At 63.2% G+C, this 16,745-nt stretch carries 13 protein-coding genes, 1 tRNA gene and 1 pseudogene; 10 read left to right on the forward strand and 5 right to left on the reverse strand.

The genetic code is table 11. From position 1 onward, the window contains the following. The 3 genes and pseudogenes from JHD73_RS13615 to JHD73_RS13625 all read left to right on the forward strand — a co-directional run. Positions 1-231, forward strand: a pseudogene (locus JHD73_RS13615) (haloacid dehalogenase); the annotation flags it as partial. A gap of 11 nt (positions 232-242) precedes the next feature. After that, on the forward strand, positions 243-1,391 hold the full coding sequence (locus tag JHD73_RS13620) for a DSD1 family PLP-dependent enzyme (RefSeq protein ID WP_199030808.1): 1,149 nt from the start codon (positions 243-245) through the stop codon (positions 1,389-1,391). Between the two features lie 490 nt (positions 1,392-1,881). Next, positions 1,882-3,150: a hypothetical protein gene (locus JHD73_RS13625; RefSeq protein WP_199030809.1), complete on the forward strand. Its 1,269-nt coding sequence runs from the start codon at positions 1,882-1,884 to the stop codon at positions 3,148-3,150. 109 nt (positions 3,151-3,259) lie between these two features. Here the strand turns inward: JHD73_RS13625 and JHD73_RS13630 are convergent. Then, a tRNA-Leu gene (locus JHD73_RS13630) sits at positions 3,260-3,344 on the reverse strand. A gap of 191 nt (positions 3,345-3,535) precedes the next feature. On the opposite strand from JHD73_RS13630, the gene blaOXA reads away from it, so the two are divergent. After that, the gene (gene blaOXA, locus JHD73_RS13635; protein WP_199030810.1) at positions 3,536-4,375 is read left to right on the forward strand and encodes an OXA-22 family class D beta-lactamase; all 840 of its coding nucleotides are present in this window, start codon (positions 3,536-3,538) and stop codon (positions 4,373-4,375) included. Between the two features lie 9 nt (positions 4,376-4,384). Here the strand turns inward: blaOXA and JHD73_RS13640 are convergent, their stop codons facing one another. Continuing rightward, complete coding sequence (locus tag JHD73_RS13640) at positions 4,385-5,110, reverse strand: helix-turn-helix transcriptional regulator (protein WP_199030811.1); 726 nt, start codon at positions 5,108-5,110, stop codon at positions 4,385-4,387. Between the two features lie 135 nt (positions 5,111-5,245). Between JHD73_RS13640 and JHD73_RS13645 the strand changes: the two genes are divergently transcribed. The 6 genes from JHD73_RS13645 to JHD73_RS13670 all read left to right on the forward strand — a co-directional run bounded on the left by JHD73_RS13645 (position 5,246) and on the right by JHD73_RS13670 (position 14,456). Next, positions 5,246-6,613, forward strand: coding sequence for an MFS transporter (locus tag JHD73_RS13645; protein ID WP_233176958.1), 1,368 nt, complete (start codon positions 5,246-5,248; stop codon positions 6,611-6,613). A 98-nt stretch (positions 6,614-6,711) separates the two neighbouring features. Beyond that, on the forward strand, positions 6,712-7,401 hold the full coding sequence (locus JHD73_RS13650; RefSeq protein ID WP_368735540.1) for a glutathione S-transferase family protein: 690 nt from the start codon (positions 6,712-6,714) through the stop codon (positions 7,399-7,401). Between the two features lie 743 nt (positions 7,402-8,144). Next, positions 8,145-11,237: an autotransporter outer membrane beta-barrel domain-containing protein gene (locus JHD73_RS13655; RefSeq protein WP_199030813.1), complete on the forward strand. Its 3,093-nt coding sequence runs from the start codon at positions 8,145-8,147 to the stop codon at positions 11,235-11,237. Positions 11,238-11,692: 455 nt separating this feature from the next. After that, a complete protein-coding gene (locus tag JHD73_RS13660; protein ID WP_199030814.1) occupies positions 11,693-11,872 on the forward strand; it encodes a DUF3311 domain-containing protein in 180 nt (59 codons plus the stop codon). Beyond that, positions 11,872-13,380 carry a monocarboxylate uptake permease MctP gene (gene mctP / locus JHD73_RS13665; protein ID WP_199030830.1) on the forward strand — a complete coding sequence of 503 codons (1,509 nt, stop codon included), beginning with the start codon at positions 11,872-11,874 and terminating at the stop codon, positions 13,378-13,380. The genes JHD73_RS13660 and mctP overlap by 1 nt, the downstream gene beginning before the upstream one ends. 152 nt (positions 13,381-13,532) lie before the next feature. Continuing rightward, positions 13,533-14,456 (forward strand): recombination-associated protein RdgC, encoded by a 924-nt coding sequence (locus tag JHD73_RS13670; protein ID WP_199030831.1) that lies wholly within the window; start codon positions 13,533-13,535, stop codon positions 14,454-14,456. Positions 14,457-14,676: 220 nt separating this feature from the next. Here JHD73_RS13670 and JHD73_RS13675 read toward each other — a convergent pair whose 3' ends face one another. The 3 genes from JHD73_RS13675 to JHD73_RS13685 form a co-directional block, all read right to left on the reverse strand. Next, positions 14,677-15,102 (reverse strand): lipocalin-like domain-containing protein, encoded by a 426-nt coding sequence (locus tag JHD73_RS13675; RefSeq protein WP_199030815.1) that lies wholly within the window; start codon positions 15,100-15,102, stop codon positions 14,677-14,679. Between the two features lie 146 nt (positions 15,103-15,248). Further along, positions 15,249-15,818: a YdeI family protein gene (locus JHD73_RS13680; protein WP_199030832.1), complete on the reverse strand. Its 570-nt coding sequence runs from the start codon at positions 15,816-15,818 to the stop codon at positions 15,249-15,251. Between the two features lie 11 nt (positions 15,819-15,829). Further along, on the reverse strand, positions 15,830-16,678 hold the full coding sequence (locus JHD73_RS13685) for a LysR substrate-binding domain-containing protein (protein WP_199030816.1): 849 nt from the start codon (positions 16,676-16,678) through the stop codon (positions 15,830-15,832). Between the last annotated feature and the right edge of the window lie 67 nt (positions 16,679-16,745).

A 16,745-nucleotide genomic window follows, 5' to 3' on the forward strand; every position in this document is an offset into this window, starting at 1 on the left:
CCCGATCCCAGACCGTATCGCATGGCGCTGGAACAGCTTGGTGTGGAGGCGGCAGATGCCGCGTTTGTGGCCGGTTCCAGCTATGACATGTTCGGCACGGCAGCGATGGGTTTGCGCACCTACTGGCACAACCGCATCGGCCTCTCGCTGGTAGACGGCGCGCAGCCGCCGGAAATCGAATCGCCGACACTGGACGGGCTTGTGCCCTGGGCCAGCCGCTTTACCGAATGAGGAGCGCAACCATGACCTCCAGCACGATCACCCTAGATGCACTCGACACGCCCGCTGCAGTCATCGACCTGCCGCGCATGCAGCACAACATTGCGCGCATGCAGCAGCGCATGAACGCGCTGGGCGTGACATTCCGTCCGCACGTAAAGACCACCAAGTGCCTCGACGTGGTGCGCGCGCAGGTGGCGGCCGGCGCGCAGGGCATTACCGTTTCGACATTGAAGGAGGCCGAGGCGTTCTTTGCCGCCGGCATTATCGACATTCTGTATGCCGTGGGCATCGTTGCCGCCAAGTTGCCGCGCGCGATGGCGTTGTATCGACAGGGCTGCCACCTCAAGCTCGTCGTGGACAACGTAGAGGCCGCCCAGGCCGTGGTCGACCACTACCGCACCCATGGCGAGTGCAGCGAGGTGTGGATCGAAGTCGACACCGATGGCCACCGCTCCGGCATTACGCCCGAGCAGGATGCGTTGCTGGAGGTCGGCCGCATCCTGCAGGACGGCGGCATCAAGGTGGGCGGCGTGATGACGCACGCTGGCTCCAGCTACGACTTGCATGACCAGGCCGCGCTTGCTGCGCTGGCCGAGCAGGAGCGCGCCGGTTGCGTGCGCGCCGCGCAGCGCTTGCGCGAGGCGGGTATTCCGTGCACAGCAGTCAGCGTTGGCTCCACACCGACTGCTTTGGCTGCGGAGCATCTGGAAGGCGTGACCGAAGTGCGCGCGGGTGTCTACGTGTTCTTCGATCTGGTCATGCACAACGTGGGCGTGTGCAAGATCGATGAGATTGCCCTGAGCGTACTGACCACCGTGATCGGTCATCAAGCGGACAAGGGTTGGGTGATCGTCGATGCGGGCTGGATGGCCATGAGCCGTGACCGTGGTACGGCCAAGCAGTTGCACGACTTCGGCTACGGTCAACCCTGCGCGCTCGATGGCACGCTGTTCGACGGGCTCACGCTGATCGGCGCGAACCAGGAACACGGCATCCTGGCCGCGAGCGACGGCTCGGTTCGCGATGATCTTGCCACACGCTTTCCCGTCGGGACAAAGCTGCGCATCCTGCCGAACCACGCGTGCGCAACGGGTGCGCAGTTTCCCGAGTATCACGCGGTGTCGTCGCGCGGCGGAGTGGAAGTGTGGGGACGGTTTCACGGCTGGTGAGCACCGCCAGGTCGCCTGCGTTTCAGGACCGCGTTGGACAGCTGAGCGTTTCGCCGACGCATGGACTCCGCCTGTCCGCCTTGAACGGCATCATCCGGGGTCGGACACTCGCCAGGCGAATCATTGGAGGCGTGCGTCGCACGTACGCAAGGGGCGCATGCTTGCGGTGCACGTCCGCGGCCTCGCACCACAGCCGCCGGTCGTCGTCAGTGCGGCGAGGACCAGGTCGGCAAAGCCGATCGAGATGGTTCGCACAGGTGGGCTGCGCACCGTCGTGTTTCCATCAACCCTGTCGGGACGAACGGAGCATCCTGCCGAACCACGCGTGTGCAACCGGCGCACAGTTTCCCGAGTATCGCGTGGTGTCACCGCGTTACGTACGCCAATGTTTCGAAATGATCTAAGTCGCGGGCATTCGGATCGTGTACCGTTTGGCGCCGGATGCCGAGCAAGAGAACGACAAAGATGACAACGACCGCAGGACATTGACATGGGCGCACAGCAACCGCCAACCCGTGCGCAGGCAAACGCAACGCCCGCCATCGGGCGCTATTGGTTCGGCATGGTTCTTGGCATTGCGCTCGGACTGTGGTTAGGCGGCTTGAGTCTGGCAGCCGTGCTGACCCCGAACCTCGGCTATGGCGCCATCGGCCTAGTCATGCTGGCGATTTTCGTTGGTGGGCCGCTGGCCGCAGCGCTGGTGATTACCTGGATCGTCTATATGGCGAAGGCACGCGGCAGCCTGCCGGGCCGCATACATGCAGTGATGTTCGCGCCGCCACTGCTTGCCATGTGCATCGTGCCTGCCGCGATGGAGATGGAATCCGCCAACGCCCGGCGATTTTCAGATGCGCATCCGGCCATCCATGAAACCCACGTCAATCTGAGCGGCGGACCGCTATGGCTGGCGCCAGATGTCGACGGTAACAACGCTTCCGACGCACCGCCCAAAATGCCGATGGAGCCTGGTCCGAATGCCAGGTTCGTGAGCCTTACACGCTACCCGGACAGGGCTGGCGTGGCTGCGGGCACGTTCCCTTACGATGGCGCCCATCTGCGTGCCAGTATTGATACCTACACCTACGGCAGCAGCAACCCAGAAGGGTGGAGCACCACGAACGGGCGTACCGTACCGCTGGTGCGTTTGCCTTATCCTGATCTTCACAAGGTCAGCCGCTTCGTGCCCGAGCCCTGGGTATTGGTGCATCAGTACTTCCACTACGGCGATCACGTGGAGATGGCCCCCAGCCTGAATCTGGGCGCCGCTTCCACCGAGGATGCGCTGATCGGCAAGGTCGGCAATCTGGTGCAGTTCCATCTGTCCAACCACGTTGCGCCCGTCATCGTGCGTCTCGAAGTGAATGGTCAGACCCTGGTGCTGGGTCGCAACGGCGCGATCGAGGCGAACACCCACTGCACTTGGGCCTACACGCGCGCCGGCGAGGCGCTTGTGGACCTTGGCACGCCGTTGAAGCTGCGCTGGCAGACGCGGGATGATCCGGGGCACTGGCACGAGGCAAGCCTTAACATGCCAGCGCTGCGTGCTGCGCCCAGGGGCGCACCAGTTTCCCTGCCCAGCGTGCTGCTGTATTTCACGGGCAAGGGTTACGTGGCCGCAGAACGCTTCCAACTGTTCGAGGCTGGTGGCGATCGTCGTGCACTGCTCGCGAGTGGCTTGCCCGCCAGTGTGCCGGCCGACGAAACATGCGGCAGCGCCATCGATGCATTTAATCCGGAGGTGGTGACGTTGCTGCGCTGAGTCTTGGTGATGTTTGCGAGGAGTTGGCTGGGCGCCAGAAAAGCAAAAACCCGCGAAGCTTGTCGCCACGCGGGTTTTTGTTCGCCCTCGAACCGCTGAGGACTGTGTTTGGTGCCCAGGAGAGGACTCGAACCTCCACGGAGTTACCCGCTAGTACCTGAAACTAGTGCGTCTACCAATTCCGCCACCTGGGCTAGGTGAGCGGCGCATTTTACAGCCCCCCGCGAAATTTGCAAGCCTTTCTTGAACGAAGGGAATTTCGCCCCGCCAGGCGCACGAGCGTTACAGCCGTTACGCGTGTGGCGGTCCATGGAATGGTGGCCCCGCTGCTACGCTGCCGCGCAGTTTTCCGCAGTCCATTCTTTCCCGTTCTCGAGGTTGATCGATGATGAAACTCCGCCACGCCGCGACCGGCGCCCTGCTGGCCGCGCTTGCCACCTTTGCCCATGCCGAGCGCACGATCTGCACGATCGTCGCCGATGCGGCCACCGGCAAGGTCGTTCTGCACGAAGGCCAGTGCGCCGAACGTGTCACGCCCGCGTCCACCTTCAAGCTGGCGCTGGCCGTCATGGGCTACGACCACGGCTTCCTGAAAGACGAGCATGCCCCCGTCGAGCACATGAAGGCTGGCGACCCCGATTGGGGTGGCGAGGCCTGGCACCAGCCCATCGACCCTACGCTGTGGCTCAAGTACTCGGTGGTCTGGTATTCGCAGCGCATCACGCATGCGATGGGTGCGCAGACGTTGCAGTCGTACCTGCGCAAGTTCGACTACGGCAACATGGACGCGAGCGGCGACCCGGGAAAAAACAACGGTCTGGATCGCTCGTGGATCACCTCGTCGCTGAAGATCTCGCCGGAGGAGCAGGTGGCTTTCATGCGCAAGATCGTCAATCGCCAGTTGCCGGTGTCTGCGCATACGTACGAGATGGTCGAGCGCACGGTGCAGACCTGGCCGGTGCCGGGTGGCTGGGCCGTGCAGGGCAAGACCGGCACCGCAGGGCCGGGCCCCGGCAACACGTCCCCCGACGGCACGTGGGACCAGGCGCACGCCTACGGCTGGTTTGTCGGCTGGGCGAAGAAGGGCACGGGTGACGACAGTCGGACCTACGTGTTTGCAAACCTGATTCAGGACAACAAGCTTGAACCGACATCAGGAGGCTTGCGCTCGCGCGATGCGCTACTGGCGCGTCTGCCAGAAGTATTGGCCTTTGCGGACCACTGAACCGCAGGGTCACGTATGACGGTGCTTTGCCTCGCTGCGCACCGTCGCTTCATCCACGCCCAGGCGCTGATGCAGTTCCTGCCAGCCCTTGGGCGTCACCAACACCGCGCGTGAGTTGCGCGAGCGCAGCATCCAGCCTGCGTCACACAGCCGATGCAGGAACTGCACGCCCAGCGGCCCCGCCAGGTGATGCGTGCGTTCGGTCCAATCCAGGCATTGCCGTGCCAGCCCACGCCGGGTTGGGCGGATGCCGCGCACGTCGAGCCCGATGTTGCCAAACCAGATGACGCCCGCCGCGCTGATCTCGTACTGCTTGTCGGGCATCGGCAGCAGATAGCCGTGCGATTGCAGCGCCTGCGTGACGGCCACGCCAACCTGCCCGGCAAGATGGTCGTAGCAGCAGCGGCAGAAGCCCAGTTCGCGCGCCTTGGGGCCCGGTGCCGTGCGCCGCACGGCTGCCGCTGGTGTGATGGCGGCAAGGTGTTCCAGCGCTTGCGCCACGTGCCCACCGGCCAGCCGGAAATACCGGTGCCGTCCTTCCGTCTCCACTGCCAGCAGGCCGCCGTCGAGCAGCTTGGCCAGGTGCGTGCTTGCCGTCTGCGCAGTGACGCCGGCCGCATGTGCCAGCTCGCCCGCAGGTAGCGCGCGCCCGTCGAGCAGTGCTGTGAGCATGGCGGCACGTGCCGGGTCGGCGATCAGGAAGGCCGTGCCGGAAAAGCTGTTCAGATGGGACATGTCGGACTCCTCGAGTTGTGTCCATTCTAGGGACGCCCGTGCCGCGATGCTTCGACACGCGTCGAAACGTCATCCGGGGTGCCGGCACTACGCTCGGGTCATTGTTCCCTTGGGTGGAGTCCGAAGATGGATGGCATGACGTTGCAACAGGCGCACACCGGCCCTGTGCCACACAAACGGCTGGTGCTGTGCGTGTTGTCGATGGCCGTGCTGGTCGCGCAGATCGACACCGCCGTGGTCAACCTGGCCGTGCGCCCGATCGGCCAGGTCTTTCATGCGGGCGTCGGTCCGCTGCAGTGGGTAATCGACGCCTACAACCTGGCCTACGCCACGCTGCTGCTCACCGGCGGCCTGCTGGTGGACCTATATGGGCGGCGGCGCGCGTTCGTATCAGGGGCGGTGGTGTTTTCGGTGGCTTCCGTGCTGTGTGCGCTGGCGCCGTCCATCAATTGGTTGATTGGTGCGCGGGCGCTGGCCGGGTTAGGGGCGTCGCTGATGCTGCCGGCGTCATTGGCGATCCTGCGGGTGGTGTGGCGGGACCCGGTCGAACGCGGGCACGCATTGGGCGTCTGGGCGGCGTGCAACGGCTTGGCCATGACGATCGGCCCGACGGTAGGCGGTTTGCTCGTTACGCACTTCGGCTGGAGTGCGGTGTTCTGGGTGGTGGTGCCGGTGAGCATGGTTGCCATGGTGCTGGCCGTACGTGTGGTGCCGGAATCGTCGGATGCCACGCACCGCCGGTTCGATGCGTTGGCGCAGGTCCTGGGCGCCATCACGCTGGGTGGCTTGGCCTTTGCTGCCATTGAGGCGCATCAGGACTGGCGCTTGGCTATCAGCGTGCTGGCGGCGGCCCTTGGTGCGCTTGTGTGGTTCATCTATGTGGAAGCGCGTCACGGCAGTGCGGCGCTGGTACCGTTGGATCTCTTCCGCATCCGTGACTTCCGGGGTGCCGTTGTCGCGACGGCAGGCATGACCTTCGGCATGTACGGCGCGCTCTTCCTGCTGCCGCTCATGTGGCAAAGCACCGGGCGCTTCAGCGTGACCGGTGCAGGCATCGCACTGATGCCGATGGCGGTGGTGTTCATGGTGGTGTCGCCCACCTCGGGCGTGGTGTTACGTCGCTTTGGTGCGCGGCTGGCGATGGCCGGTGGCGTGGGCATCATCGCGCTGGGGTTGCTGACGCTGGGTGGGTTTGCCGGTGATGTGTCCATCGTGCCAACAGCGATTGGGCTGGCGCTGACCGGGCTCGGCATGGGCTTTGCCACCGGGCCGTTGATGAACACTGCCGTGGGTGCGGTGGGGCCCGAACGTTCGGGCACGGCCTCCGCGCTGGTCAACGTGGCGCGCATGAGCGGTGCGACGCTGGGCGTGGCGATCCTGGGCACGGTGTACGCCGTGTATGGCGGAGGCGCGCAGGGCCTGCGCATGGCGATGCTGAGCGGGGGCATGGTGCAGCTTGTGTGCGCCGCCGTGGCCTGGCTGCACGGTGCCGCGCGCCGCTGAGCATTGCGCTGGCGCATACACGCTTTGCAGCGTCGCGCATTCTCGCGGTGCGGGCGCGGCTCTACAGTCAAGCGGACATCCACACGCTGGAGCCGCCCGTGCCATTGCAACTCACCCTCGTCAGCCATCCGCTGTGCCCATACGTGCAGCGCGCCGCCATCGTCCTGCACGAGAAAGGCGTGCCGTTCACGCGCCGCGACATTGACCTCGCTGACAAGCCCGACTGGTTTCTGCGTATCTCGCCGCTGGGCAAGACGCCCGTGCTATTGGCGGGCGATACGCCCATCTTCGAATCCGCCGTCATCTGCGAATACCTGGATGAAGCCCAGATATGGCGCGAAGCACCACGCCTGCACCCCGAGGCGCCGCTGGCCCGCGCGCAGCATCGAGCATGGATGGAGTTCGGTTCCTCTGTGCTGAACGGCATTGCTGCGTTCTATACCGCGCCGGATGATGCAGCGCTTGCTGCGCGTGCCCAAGACCTGCGCCGGCGCTTTACGCAACTGGAGGCCGAGTTGGGCGACGGCCCCTATTTTGATGGCGCACGCTTTTGCATGGTCGATGCCGTGTTCGGACCCGTGTTCCGCTACTTCGACGTGTTCGACACGATCGATGCGTTCGGCGTGTTGGATGAACTGCCGAAAGTCGGTGCATGGCGCAGCGCACTGGCGGCTCGACCTTCTGTGCGCGATGCCGTAGATGTGGACTACGCAGCGCGTCTGCGGACATTCCTACTGACGCGAGGCTCAGCATTGTCGCGACGGACGGTCGCAGGTACGGTCAATTGAAGCCCACCAAAAAAATACCCGGCGAGGGGAATGCCGGGCTAAGTGGGATGAGAAAGCTGGTTGATGCGGCGACATTACAAGGGTTCCTTTGAGGAGATTGAAAAAAATTTTAAAAAAGAGTGCGTTTTCGAAGGATTGCTCTAAGTAAACGAGTGCTTATAAATATTCAGTGGATTGGTGATGATCCTTTGCTGGTAAGGGTTTTCGAGGGGTCGCAAACGATTCGCGAAGAAAGCATCGGATTCAATTGTTTGGCGATGAAAATTAAAATAATGCGCTCGATGTTTCGTCGTAAATTGATAAAACATCCGTCTGAATTTCGCCAAATAAAAATGCCTAAATTAAGTTAGGTGAGTGTGCGAGATGGCCAGCTTTTGCATCTCCGCAATCACTTATCTGCCTGAGCAGTAATTTTACATTTGTTGAATTTTGGTGCGCCGAGGGCGCCCACAATGCACTCCATTGACGAATCAGTGTCGCCTGCACACCCACCGGGACCGTGCAACTGAATCGTTTGCGGGCCTGACGGAGCCGCCGCCAATAGAGCGGCCCGTCCGCCCACCGGCCACGCCGCTGTCGTGCGCCGGATGCAAGGCGGCGACGAACGGGGAAGTTCGTTTTCCATTCATCCATCGATTGTTTCTCGGAGCGGTGTCTGCTCCGCTGGCGGAGCTTTGCGTGTCAGGTCCGGTAGGGCGTGGTGTGCGGGGTTCTTGCTGGCGGTGCGGGCACGGGAAATCAATATGCCTACATCGTCCAAACTGGTCTCTCGCCGTCGCGAGCGACAACGCATGCTGTCCATGGCGCTGGTTGCGTCGCCCCTGACACTGTTTGCCATCGCGGCCAAGGCGGCGTGTGTCACTTCTGGTGCGGTCACCACGTGCGATACCACCAACCCCAATCCGTGGACGCAAACCGTCGGTACCGGCAACAAGGCCGTTGAAGACAACCGCACGGTAACGGTCCAGACTGGCAGCACGATCAGCGTGGGCAGCGCCAACGCTATCAGCCTGCGCGACAACGCCAACATCAACGTGCAGGGCGGTGCCACCGTCAGCAACAACGCGACCAGCGGTCCGGGCCTGTTCAACACCGGCAACAACACGATCGAGTTCCGCAACAACGGCACCCTTACGGTTGCCGAGGGCGGCAGCGTGCTGTCCAACGGCCGGCAGAACAATGGCGAGGCCGTCAACGTGATGGGCTCGGGCAACACCGTCATCAACAATGGGACGATCCGCTCGAACAACGCCGCCGCCATCTGGTTCGACAACCTGAGCGGCAGCAACACCATCGTCAACAACGAGACGGGCGTGATCCAGGCGCCCGGCAACGTGATCGGCAGCGCCGGCAATGCCAGCGTGGATTTCACCAACAAGGGCATCGTGCGCGGCAACCTCGTGTTTGCGGGCGGCGACGACACGCTGCGCCTGTACACGGGCTCGACCATCACCGGCAATTTCGACGGCGGTGGCGGTTCCAACACGATTTACCTGAGTGGCACGGGTGACAGCGCATTGCCCGGCAACATCAGCAACTTCCAGACGCTCATCAAGAACGATACCGGCACCTGGACGCTGACCGGCACCGTGAGCGGCGTGCAGAGCGCCTCCGTGCAGCAGGGCACGCTCATTCTTACCGGCAACAACGCTGCTTACACCGGCAACATCACCGTGGATGCGGCGGGCACGCTGCAAGGGCGCGCGCAGAGTCTGATGCCGACCATCGTCAACAACGGCCTGGTGCGCTTTGACCAGCCGGACGCCGGCACCTACGCGGGGTTGATCTCCGGCACGGGCGCGGTCGAGAAGACCGGCGCCGGCACCCTCACGCTGGCGCCCACGGCTGCAGGCGGCAATACGTATACCGGCGGCACCAGCATCAATGGCGGCACCGTGGCCATTGGCGCAGACAACGCGCTGGGTGCAGCCACCGGTGGGCTGTCGTTCAACGGCGGCACGCTGCAGCTGAACCAGAATCTCGACTTGGCCGGCACGCGTGCTGTCACGCTCAATGCGGGCGGCGGCACGATCGATACGCAGGGCTTTGCGTCGATGCTGTCGCAGGGCATTACGGGCAGCGGCGCGCTCACCAAGCTTGGCAGCGGCGTGCTGACCCTCAACGGCAGCAACAGTGTTGGCGGCGGCACGACTGTCGCGGCCGGCACGCTGGTGGTGGGCGATGCCACGCACGGCAATGCATCGCTGGCGGGCTCGACGCTGGTCAACAGCGGCGCCACGCTGGGCGGCTTTGGCACGGTGACCGGTAGCGTGCGCAACGACGGCACGCTGGCGGTAGCCGATGCGGTACCGTCGCTGGCGGGTACCGGCGCAGGCACGGGCACATTCACCATCAACGGCGCGCTGTTCAATACGGGCCTGATGCAAGTTGGCGGCGCAGGCATGGGCAATCGTTTGGCTGTCAACGGCGGCTTCATGGGCGCGGGCGGCACGCTGGCGCTCAACACACAACTGGGCGCCGACAACTCGCCGACCGACCAGCTGGTGCTGTCGGGCGGTGGCGCTGCGGGCAACACGGCCGTGCGCATCACCAACGTGGGTGGCGCGGGTGCGCAGACCACGGGCAACGGTATTCCGGTCGTGGTGGCCATCAATGGCGCGACCACGCAGGCGGGTGCGTTTGCGCTGGGCGCACCGGTGGTTGCCGGGCCGTATGAGTACACGCTGCATCGCGGTGGCAATGGCTCGGCGGATAGCTGGTACCTGCGTTCGACGCGCCCGGCTCCGGACCCGGACCCCACGCCGAACGTGACCCCCGACCCGAACCCGCCCACACCAAACGTGACCCCAGACCCGAACGGCGGCGGCACTGGCACCACGCCGACGCCTGAGGTGCCGAACTACCGACCCGAGGTGTCGCTGTACACCGCCGTGCCGTCGATGGTGCTCATGTACAGCCGCGCCATGCTCGACACGCTGCACGAGCGCGTGGGCGATGAAACCCTGCTGCGCACCGGTGTGCCGAACGGCGACAAGGCCTTCAACGGCGCCTGGGCCCGCGTGATCGGTCAGAAGGGCAGCCGCATGTCGGACGGCGGCATTTACGGCGTAGATGGCCCGGCGTTCGACTACAAGCTGGCCGCCGTGCAGCTCGGTGGCGATGTCTACCGCGCGCAGAACGCCGACAACAGCCGCGACCACGCGGGCGTGATGTTCTCCACCGGCCGCATCACCGGCGACGTGACGCACGCTGATGGCACCGATGCCGGCAGCAACGCCATCAACGCCACCACGGTGGGTGTCTACTGGACGCACTTCAGCCCCAACGACTGGTACGTCGACGCGGTTGCGCAGGGCACGCGCTACGACGTGACGTCGTCGCCGACGCGCATGGCTGGGCTGACCTCGCATGGCCTGGGCTATGCGCTGTCGCTGGAAACGGGTTACCCGATTGCGCTGGAGAACCGCTGGCGCGTCGAGCCGCAGGCGCAGTTGATCTATCAGCGCATCGGCCTGGCAGATGGCGCCGATCCGGCCGCACAGGTGCACTTTGGCAACGCGCAATCGTTGCTGGGCCGCGTGGGCGTGCGGGTGGCGAAGGACTGGGGCGAGTCGCCTGAGCGTCCGCGTTCGACGTGGTTCCGGGCGAGCGTGTGGCAGGAGTTCCGCGGCACGACCACGACATCGTTCTCGTCGGCCAACGGTTGGGTGCCGTTCACCTCGAGTATGCCGGCTACCGTGGTGGACCTGCAGGCGGGTGTGACGGCGCAGTTCACGCGCACGGCATCGTTCTATGCCAGCGTGGGCTACCAGATCAGCACCGATGGCCGCCTGCATGGCTACGACGGCAAGCTCGGCCTGCGCTGGAACTGGTAATGCGCTAGCGCCGCCGGCAACACGCGCCGCATGAATACCCCCGGCCACGCTGGGGGTTCTGCTGCAACGCGACAACCACAACGGGGAGCCCCGGCCTATGCCGGTGGTTCCCCGTTTTGCTTGGTACCACGCGGTGTGATGGCCGGCTTGCAAGTTTTTCTCATGCATCCCGTGTTCAAGTGGGGAGGCTGGAATTCGTGAAAACCCTAGGAAACCCGCGCCAACCTTAGCGATTGGTTATTTCACACGAAAAGCCTACGCTTACTACGTAGTACTACGTGTGGTGAGTGCGTACAGGTGCGGATGGCATTGCGGGGATGGCGCGATCACAGTGCGCCGGATAACAAAAACGACGGAAAGCACTTCCTCAGCATTCCGACCGATCACGCGGCGCGCGTGGCACCTCACCGCTTCACAACAACAACCGAAGTCCCTCGAGCATCAGGAGACAACCCATGAAGTACTTGCTCGCATTGCCATTCATCGGCCTGCTTTGGGTGCCGTTCTACAACCAGGAAACACCCACGCTCTTCGGCTTTCCGTTCTTCTACTGGTACCAGTTCCTGTGGGTGCCGATCACCTCGCTGCTGATCTGGATCGTCTTCAAGAACGGTCAGAGCAAAGGAGAAGAATGATGGACGGACAGATCAACTGGACTGCGCTCGCGGTCTTTGTCTTCTTCTTCGCGCTGGTCACGGTGCTGGGCTTCATCGCTTCGCGCTGGCAGCGTGGGCAGTCCGACAAGGGCGCACACATTGACGAGTGGGGGCTGGGCGGCCGCAACTTCGGCACCTGGATCACGTGGTTCCTGGTGGGCGGCGATTTCTACACCGCCTATACCGTGATTGCCGTGCCGGCACTCGTGTACGCGGTGGGCGCGTATGGCTTTTTTGCGCTGCCGTACACGATCCTGGTGTACCCGATCGTCTTCCTGATCATGCCCAAGCTGTGGAAGGTGGCGCATGCCAAAGGCCACGTTACGGCGGCTGATGCGGTGTACGGCCGCTACGGCTCGCGCCCGCTGGAGTTTGCGGTGGCGCTGACGGGCGTGGTGGCGACGATGCCCTACATCGCGCTGCAACTCATCGGCATGGAGGTCGTGATCAAGGCGCTGGGCCTGACGGGCGAGCTGCCGCTGGCCGCCGCGTTCGTGATCCTGGCGCTGTACACGTACTCCGCTGGTCTGCGCGCACCAGCGCTCATCGCCTTCGTCAAAGACATCATGATCTACATCGTGGTGCTGGTGGCGGTGGTGCTGGTGCCGGCCAAGCTGGGCGGCTATGGCGCGGTGTTTGCCTCGGCGCACGACGCATTCGCGCTTAAGGGTGGTGCCACGGGCCTGACGCTCAAGTCTGCACAGTTCCTGCCGTTCGCCACGCTGGCCATTGGCTCGGCACTGGCGGCGTTCATGTATCCGCACACGCTCACCGGCATCTTTGCGGCGCGCAGTGCAGACACCATCCGCAAGAACGCCGTGTTCCTGCCCGCCTATACGGTGCTGCTGGGTTTGATTGCGCTGCTGGGCTTCATGGCCTATGCCGCAGGCGTCAAGGTCACCAACAACAACGACGTGGTGCCCGCGCTGTTCAACGCGCTGTTCCCGAGCTGGTTCACGGGCTTTGCGTTCTCGGCCATCGCCATCGGTGCGCTGGTACCGGCGGCGGTCATGTCGATTGGTGCAGCCAACCTGTTCACGCGCAACTTCTGGAAGCCCTACGTGACGCCCGATCTGACGCCGGCTGGCGAAGAGAAGGTGGCCAAGGTGATCTCGCTGATCGTCAAGGCGGGCGCGCTGGTGTTCATCCTGTTCCTGCCTACCAAGTTCGCGCTGGACCTGCAACTGCTGGGCGGTGTGTGGATCGTGCAGACCTTCCCGTCGGTGGTGTTCGGGCTGTTCAACCTGTCCAACCGCTTCCGCGCACCGGCGCTCCTGGCAGGCTGGGCGGCGGGCATGATCAGCGGCAGCTGGCTGGCGTTTTCTGACGGTATCAAGCCGGTGCACACGTTCGTGATTGGTGGCGACAAGTACACCATCTACACGGGCCTGGCGGCGCTGGTGTTCAACATCGTGGTGGCCGTGGTGGTGCAGGTGATCTTTGGCAAGCGTGGGGAAGCAACGCACGCTGTGCGCCAGCCGAGTTGATTGGTGCGCTAGCGCATCTGCGGTGACGAAGGGGCCGGTGCCGAGGGGTGCCGGCCCTTTTTGTTTGGTGTGCGATTGCAGTCCAAACGGCAGCAACGAGCCGGGAAGCGCTGCGTCATTTAAAATCGCGCACTTTGCCCGTACTCCCTGCCATGTGGTTCAAGAATCTTCAGCTTCATCGTCTTCCGGCGCCTTGGGCCGTTTCCCCTGATCAGCTTGAACAATGGCTGGCGCCCCACGCGTTTCAACCGGGCAACAGCGTCGAGAAGCAGAGCTTCGGATGGGCATCGCCCCGCGACGACGGCGCGCTCGTGTACTCGATCAACCGGCAGATGCTGCTAGTGTTTCGCGCTGAGAAGAAGCTGCTCCCGGCGTCGGTCGTCAATCAGGTGACCAAGGCTCGCGCGCTTGAAATCGAAGAGCAGCAGGGCTTCAAGCCCGGGCGCAAGCAACTGCGCGAACTCAAGGAGCAGGTGACTGACGAATTGCTGCCGCGCGCGTTCAGCATCCGGCGCGATACCCGCGTGTGGATCGACCCGGTCAACGGCTGGCTCGTCATCGATGCCGCTTCGCAGACGGTTGCCGACGAGGTTCGTGGTCTGCTCGTGAAATCGATCGACCAGTTGCCGCTCACCAACGTGCACGTGGCGCACTCACCCGTTGCAGCAATGACGGAGTGGTTGCTATCCGGCGAGGCCCCGGGCGGATTCACCGTAGACCAGGACGCCGAGCTGCGCTCAACCGGTGAAGGCGGCGCCACGGTGCGATACGTCGGCCACGCGCTGGAGGCCGACGACATGCGGCGACACATCGAGGCTGGCAAACAATGCATGCGCCTCGCCATGACCTGGGATGACCGCGTCTCCTTTCTGCTGACGCCGTCGCTCACGATCAAACGTGTCACGCCGCTCGACGTGATCAAGGAGGCGGCAGACCCCACGGCGCAAAACGACGACGAACGCTTCGACTCGGATGTCGCGCTGATGACGGGTGAACTGGCGCGGATGCTGACCGATCTCGTCGATATTCTGGGCGGCGATCCGCAAGATGCGGTGCGTCAGGCTGCGGCAGCCTGAAGTTCGTCGGATTGCGGCGTTCAAGCCGTCGCACCGGCGCATTTGCAGCAAAGACAAGGACTGGCGCCATGCGGTGCCGGCCCTTCTGCTTTGAGGGAATCGAGCGACGCCTGTTGACCTCAAGCAGACCAACAGCCCACCGTCGTGCGGTCATTCAAGGGTGGCCATTTCCATTTGGCTTCCAGAATGATCATCGCGTTACGTACCGAGCGTAGGTGGACTACTCTCGTCTGAAACGAAGAATGCCCCTTCCTACTGGATTTCCGGCAACCAACGGATTCGGCATCCAAGCTGTGCTGACGTCGAGCGTGTCTCCGTCAAGCTTGAAGAACCGTTCCTGCTCAGTGCCGTTCCAGGCTTCATTCCAAGAGGCATCAATCTTGGTGATGAACCGATCTCCATCGATCCGATACCGTCCCGTATAGGCCATCACCGTACGGAACAGTGCCACCTGTTTCTCCTCTGTATTTCCAGGATCTCGCGCCCCCGCGGTGACGAGCACCATCATTCGCCCATCGGCGCCGAAGATAAGGTAACCGTTGGGGTCGGCGCCCCACGGTTGCGTGCGCTCCTTGGAATCCTGAAGCTCCGTCTCAAAGGAGACCAACTGCCAGCTACCGTGGAGCTGTGTGTCGCGCTCAGACATATGCCGTCCTGTGGTCGTATGACTGGGTGTACCCGCTTGTCGGATGTTGGCTGCGTTGCCGTGCAAATTGCGCTAACACCGTCAAGGTCGATCAACGCGTGAATGCGCCTGCCTGCGCGGCTTACCTGTCCAGGCTCGGCGGGGTGTTATGGGTGGAGCTTTTCGCCATTGTTCAGCATCTCAATGAACTGAGCGATTTTCTTTGCGCGCGTTTCGGCCTTCTTCACGTTCTGGATTCTGAACAGAATGGCGTACCGGTTCTGACTGTTCAGTGTGGCGAAGAACTGCTTGGCCTTCGGGTTGGTATCGAGCGCTTGCTGCAGATCATCGGGCACGGTCGACGTACGCGGAGATGAATAGGCCGCCTCCCAACGCCCGTCGCGCTTGGCTTGATCGATTGCGCGAAGCCCTGCGGGCTGCATCCTTCCGGCGGAGATCAATGCCTCGGCTTTTGCCTTGTTGATCTTGGACCAGATGCTTTTGGCGGTTCGAGGCGTAAATCGCTGTAGCCAGTAGTGCTCGCTTTCTGCCTGCTTTTGCCCGTCAATCCACCCGTAGCAAAGCGCGCTCTCAAGTGCCTGTGCGTAAGACACGGTGGGTTGGTCGGCAGATCGCTTGGCGATGCGGAGCCAGACACCGGGCACGGCCTCTGCGTTGATTTCGAGCCAGGCTTCCCAGGCTTCCTGATTGCTGAATGTGAATGTTGGACTGTGCATTTCGTTGGGCCTCAACCCCGCAACTCCGCCAAAATCTGCTCAGCAAGAAAATCACAGGGCGGCCGTCCGGACCGAGCGCTGCGGGCGAGGACAACCTCCAGATCATCCAGCGACGGCAGCCCTTCATTCTGCGATAGCTGAACAAGGTGCGTCGGCACGCTGCATCTGGCAAGCGGTGCGATGGCAAGCCCGGCTTCAACCATGCTAATCAGGCCTAGCAGGCTGGGGCTTTCGTAAGACATCCGGTACTTGATGTTCTCTCGCTGCAGCGCGCTGATGGCGTAGGCGCGCGCAGTACTGCCTTGCGCAAACACAGCGATCGGAAGCGGGCGCTCCTGCCACACCTTTCTTGCAGGTGACCCGGCCCACACCATCGGCTCGTACCGGACGAATTCACCAGCAATGCCTTTCGTTTTCGTCATGCAGGCCAGATCCAGCGTGTTGTCCTTGAGCAAGGGGGCGAGCGCGCTGCTGGGCAGCCCGATGACCCGGATTTCGACACGCGGGTGCGCAACCGCAAACTTGCTCAACACCTGCGGTAGCAACGACGAGGCGTAGTCATCCGGAACGCCGATCGTGACCCGGCCCTTGATCTCCGGGCGGACGACTGATGCCCACGCCTCATCGCGCATCGCGAGCATGCGGCGGCCATAGTCCAACAGCGTCTTGCCTTCTGCGGTAATCGCCACGCTGCGGGTGCTCCGCACGAAAAGCGGCTTGCCCAGCGCTTCTTCTAGCCCCTTGATCTGCATGCTCACTGCCGATGGCGACCGATGCACGGATTCCGCCCCACGCACAAACGATCCTGTCTCGGCAACGGCCACCACCATCTCAAGTACATCCAGGTCGAGCTTCTTCATGTTCGTCAGAAAAACTGAGGAATAGGTTCAGTTTAATTCGTTTTACTGGGGCAAACGCGAATCCGAT

The organism is Ralstonia sp. ASV6, assembly GCF_016429285.1.
In the GTDB taxonomy this organism is placed as follows: Bacteria; Pseudomonadota; Gammaproteobacteria; order Burkholderiales; family Burkholderiaceae; genus Ralstonia; species Ralstonia flaminis.

Excerpts from the sequence above, each read along its gene's own strand:
- JHD73_RS13670 (WP_199030831.1), top strand. The coding sequence starts at position 13,533 with ATGTGGTTCAAGAATCTTCAGCTTCATCGTCTTCCGGCGCCTTGGGCC.
- JHD73_RS13640 (WP_199030811.1), bottom strand. The coding sequence starts at position 5,110 with ATGTCCCATCTGAACAGCTTTTCCGGCACGGCCTTCCTGATCGCCGAC.
- JHD73_RS13625 (WP_199030809.1), top strand. The coding sequence starts at position 1,882 with ATGGGCGCACAGCAACCGCCAACCCGTGCGCAGGCAAACGCAACGCCC.
- JHD73_RS13680 (WP_199030832.1), bottom strand. The coding sequence starts at position 15,818 with ATGCACAGTCCAACATTCACATTCAGCAATCAGGAAGCCTGGGAAGCC.
- JHD73_RS13685 (WP_199030816.1), bottom strand. The coding sequence starts at position 16,678 with ATGAAGAAGCTCGACCTGGATGTACTTGAGATGGTGGTGGCCGTTGCC.
- JHD73_RS13655 (WP_199030813.1), top strand. The coding sequence starts at position 8,145 with ATGCCTACATCGTCCAAACTGGTCTCTCGCCGTCGCGAGCGACAACGC.
- JHD73_RS13620 (WP_199030808.1), top strand. The coding sequence starts at position 243 with ATGACCTCCAGCACGATCACCCTAGATGCACTCGACACGCCCGCTGCA.
- blaOXA (WP_199030810.1), top strand. The coding sequence starts at position 3,536 with ATGATGAAACTCCGCCACGCCGCGACCGGCGCCCTGCTGGCCGCGCTT.
- mctP (WP_199030830.1), top strand. The coding sequence starts at position 11,872 with ATGGACGGACAGATCAACTGGACTGCGCTCGCGGTCTTTGTCTTCTTC.
- JHD73_RS13645 (WP_233176958.1), top strand. The coding sequence starts at position 5,246 with ATGACGTTGCAACAGGCGCACACCGGCCCTGTGCCACACAAACGGCTG.
- JHD73_RS13660 (WP_199030814.1), top strand. The coding sequence starts at position 11,693 with ATGAAGTACTTGCTCGCATTGCCATTCATCGGCCTGCTTTGGGTGCCG.
- JHD73_RS13675 (WP_199030815.1), bottom strand. The coding sequence starts at position 15,102 with ATGTCTGAGCGCGACACACAGCTCCACGGTAGCTGGCAGTTGGTCTCC.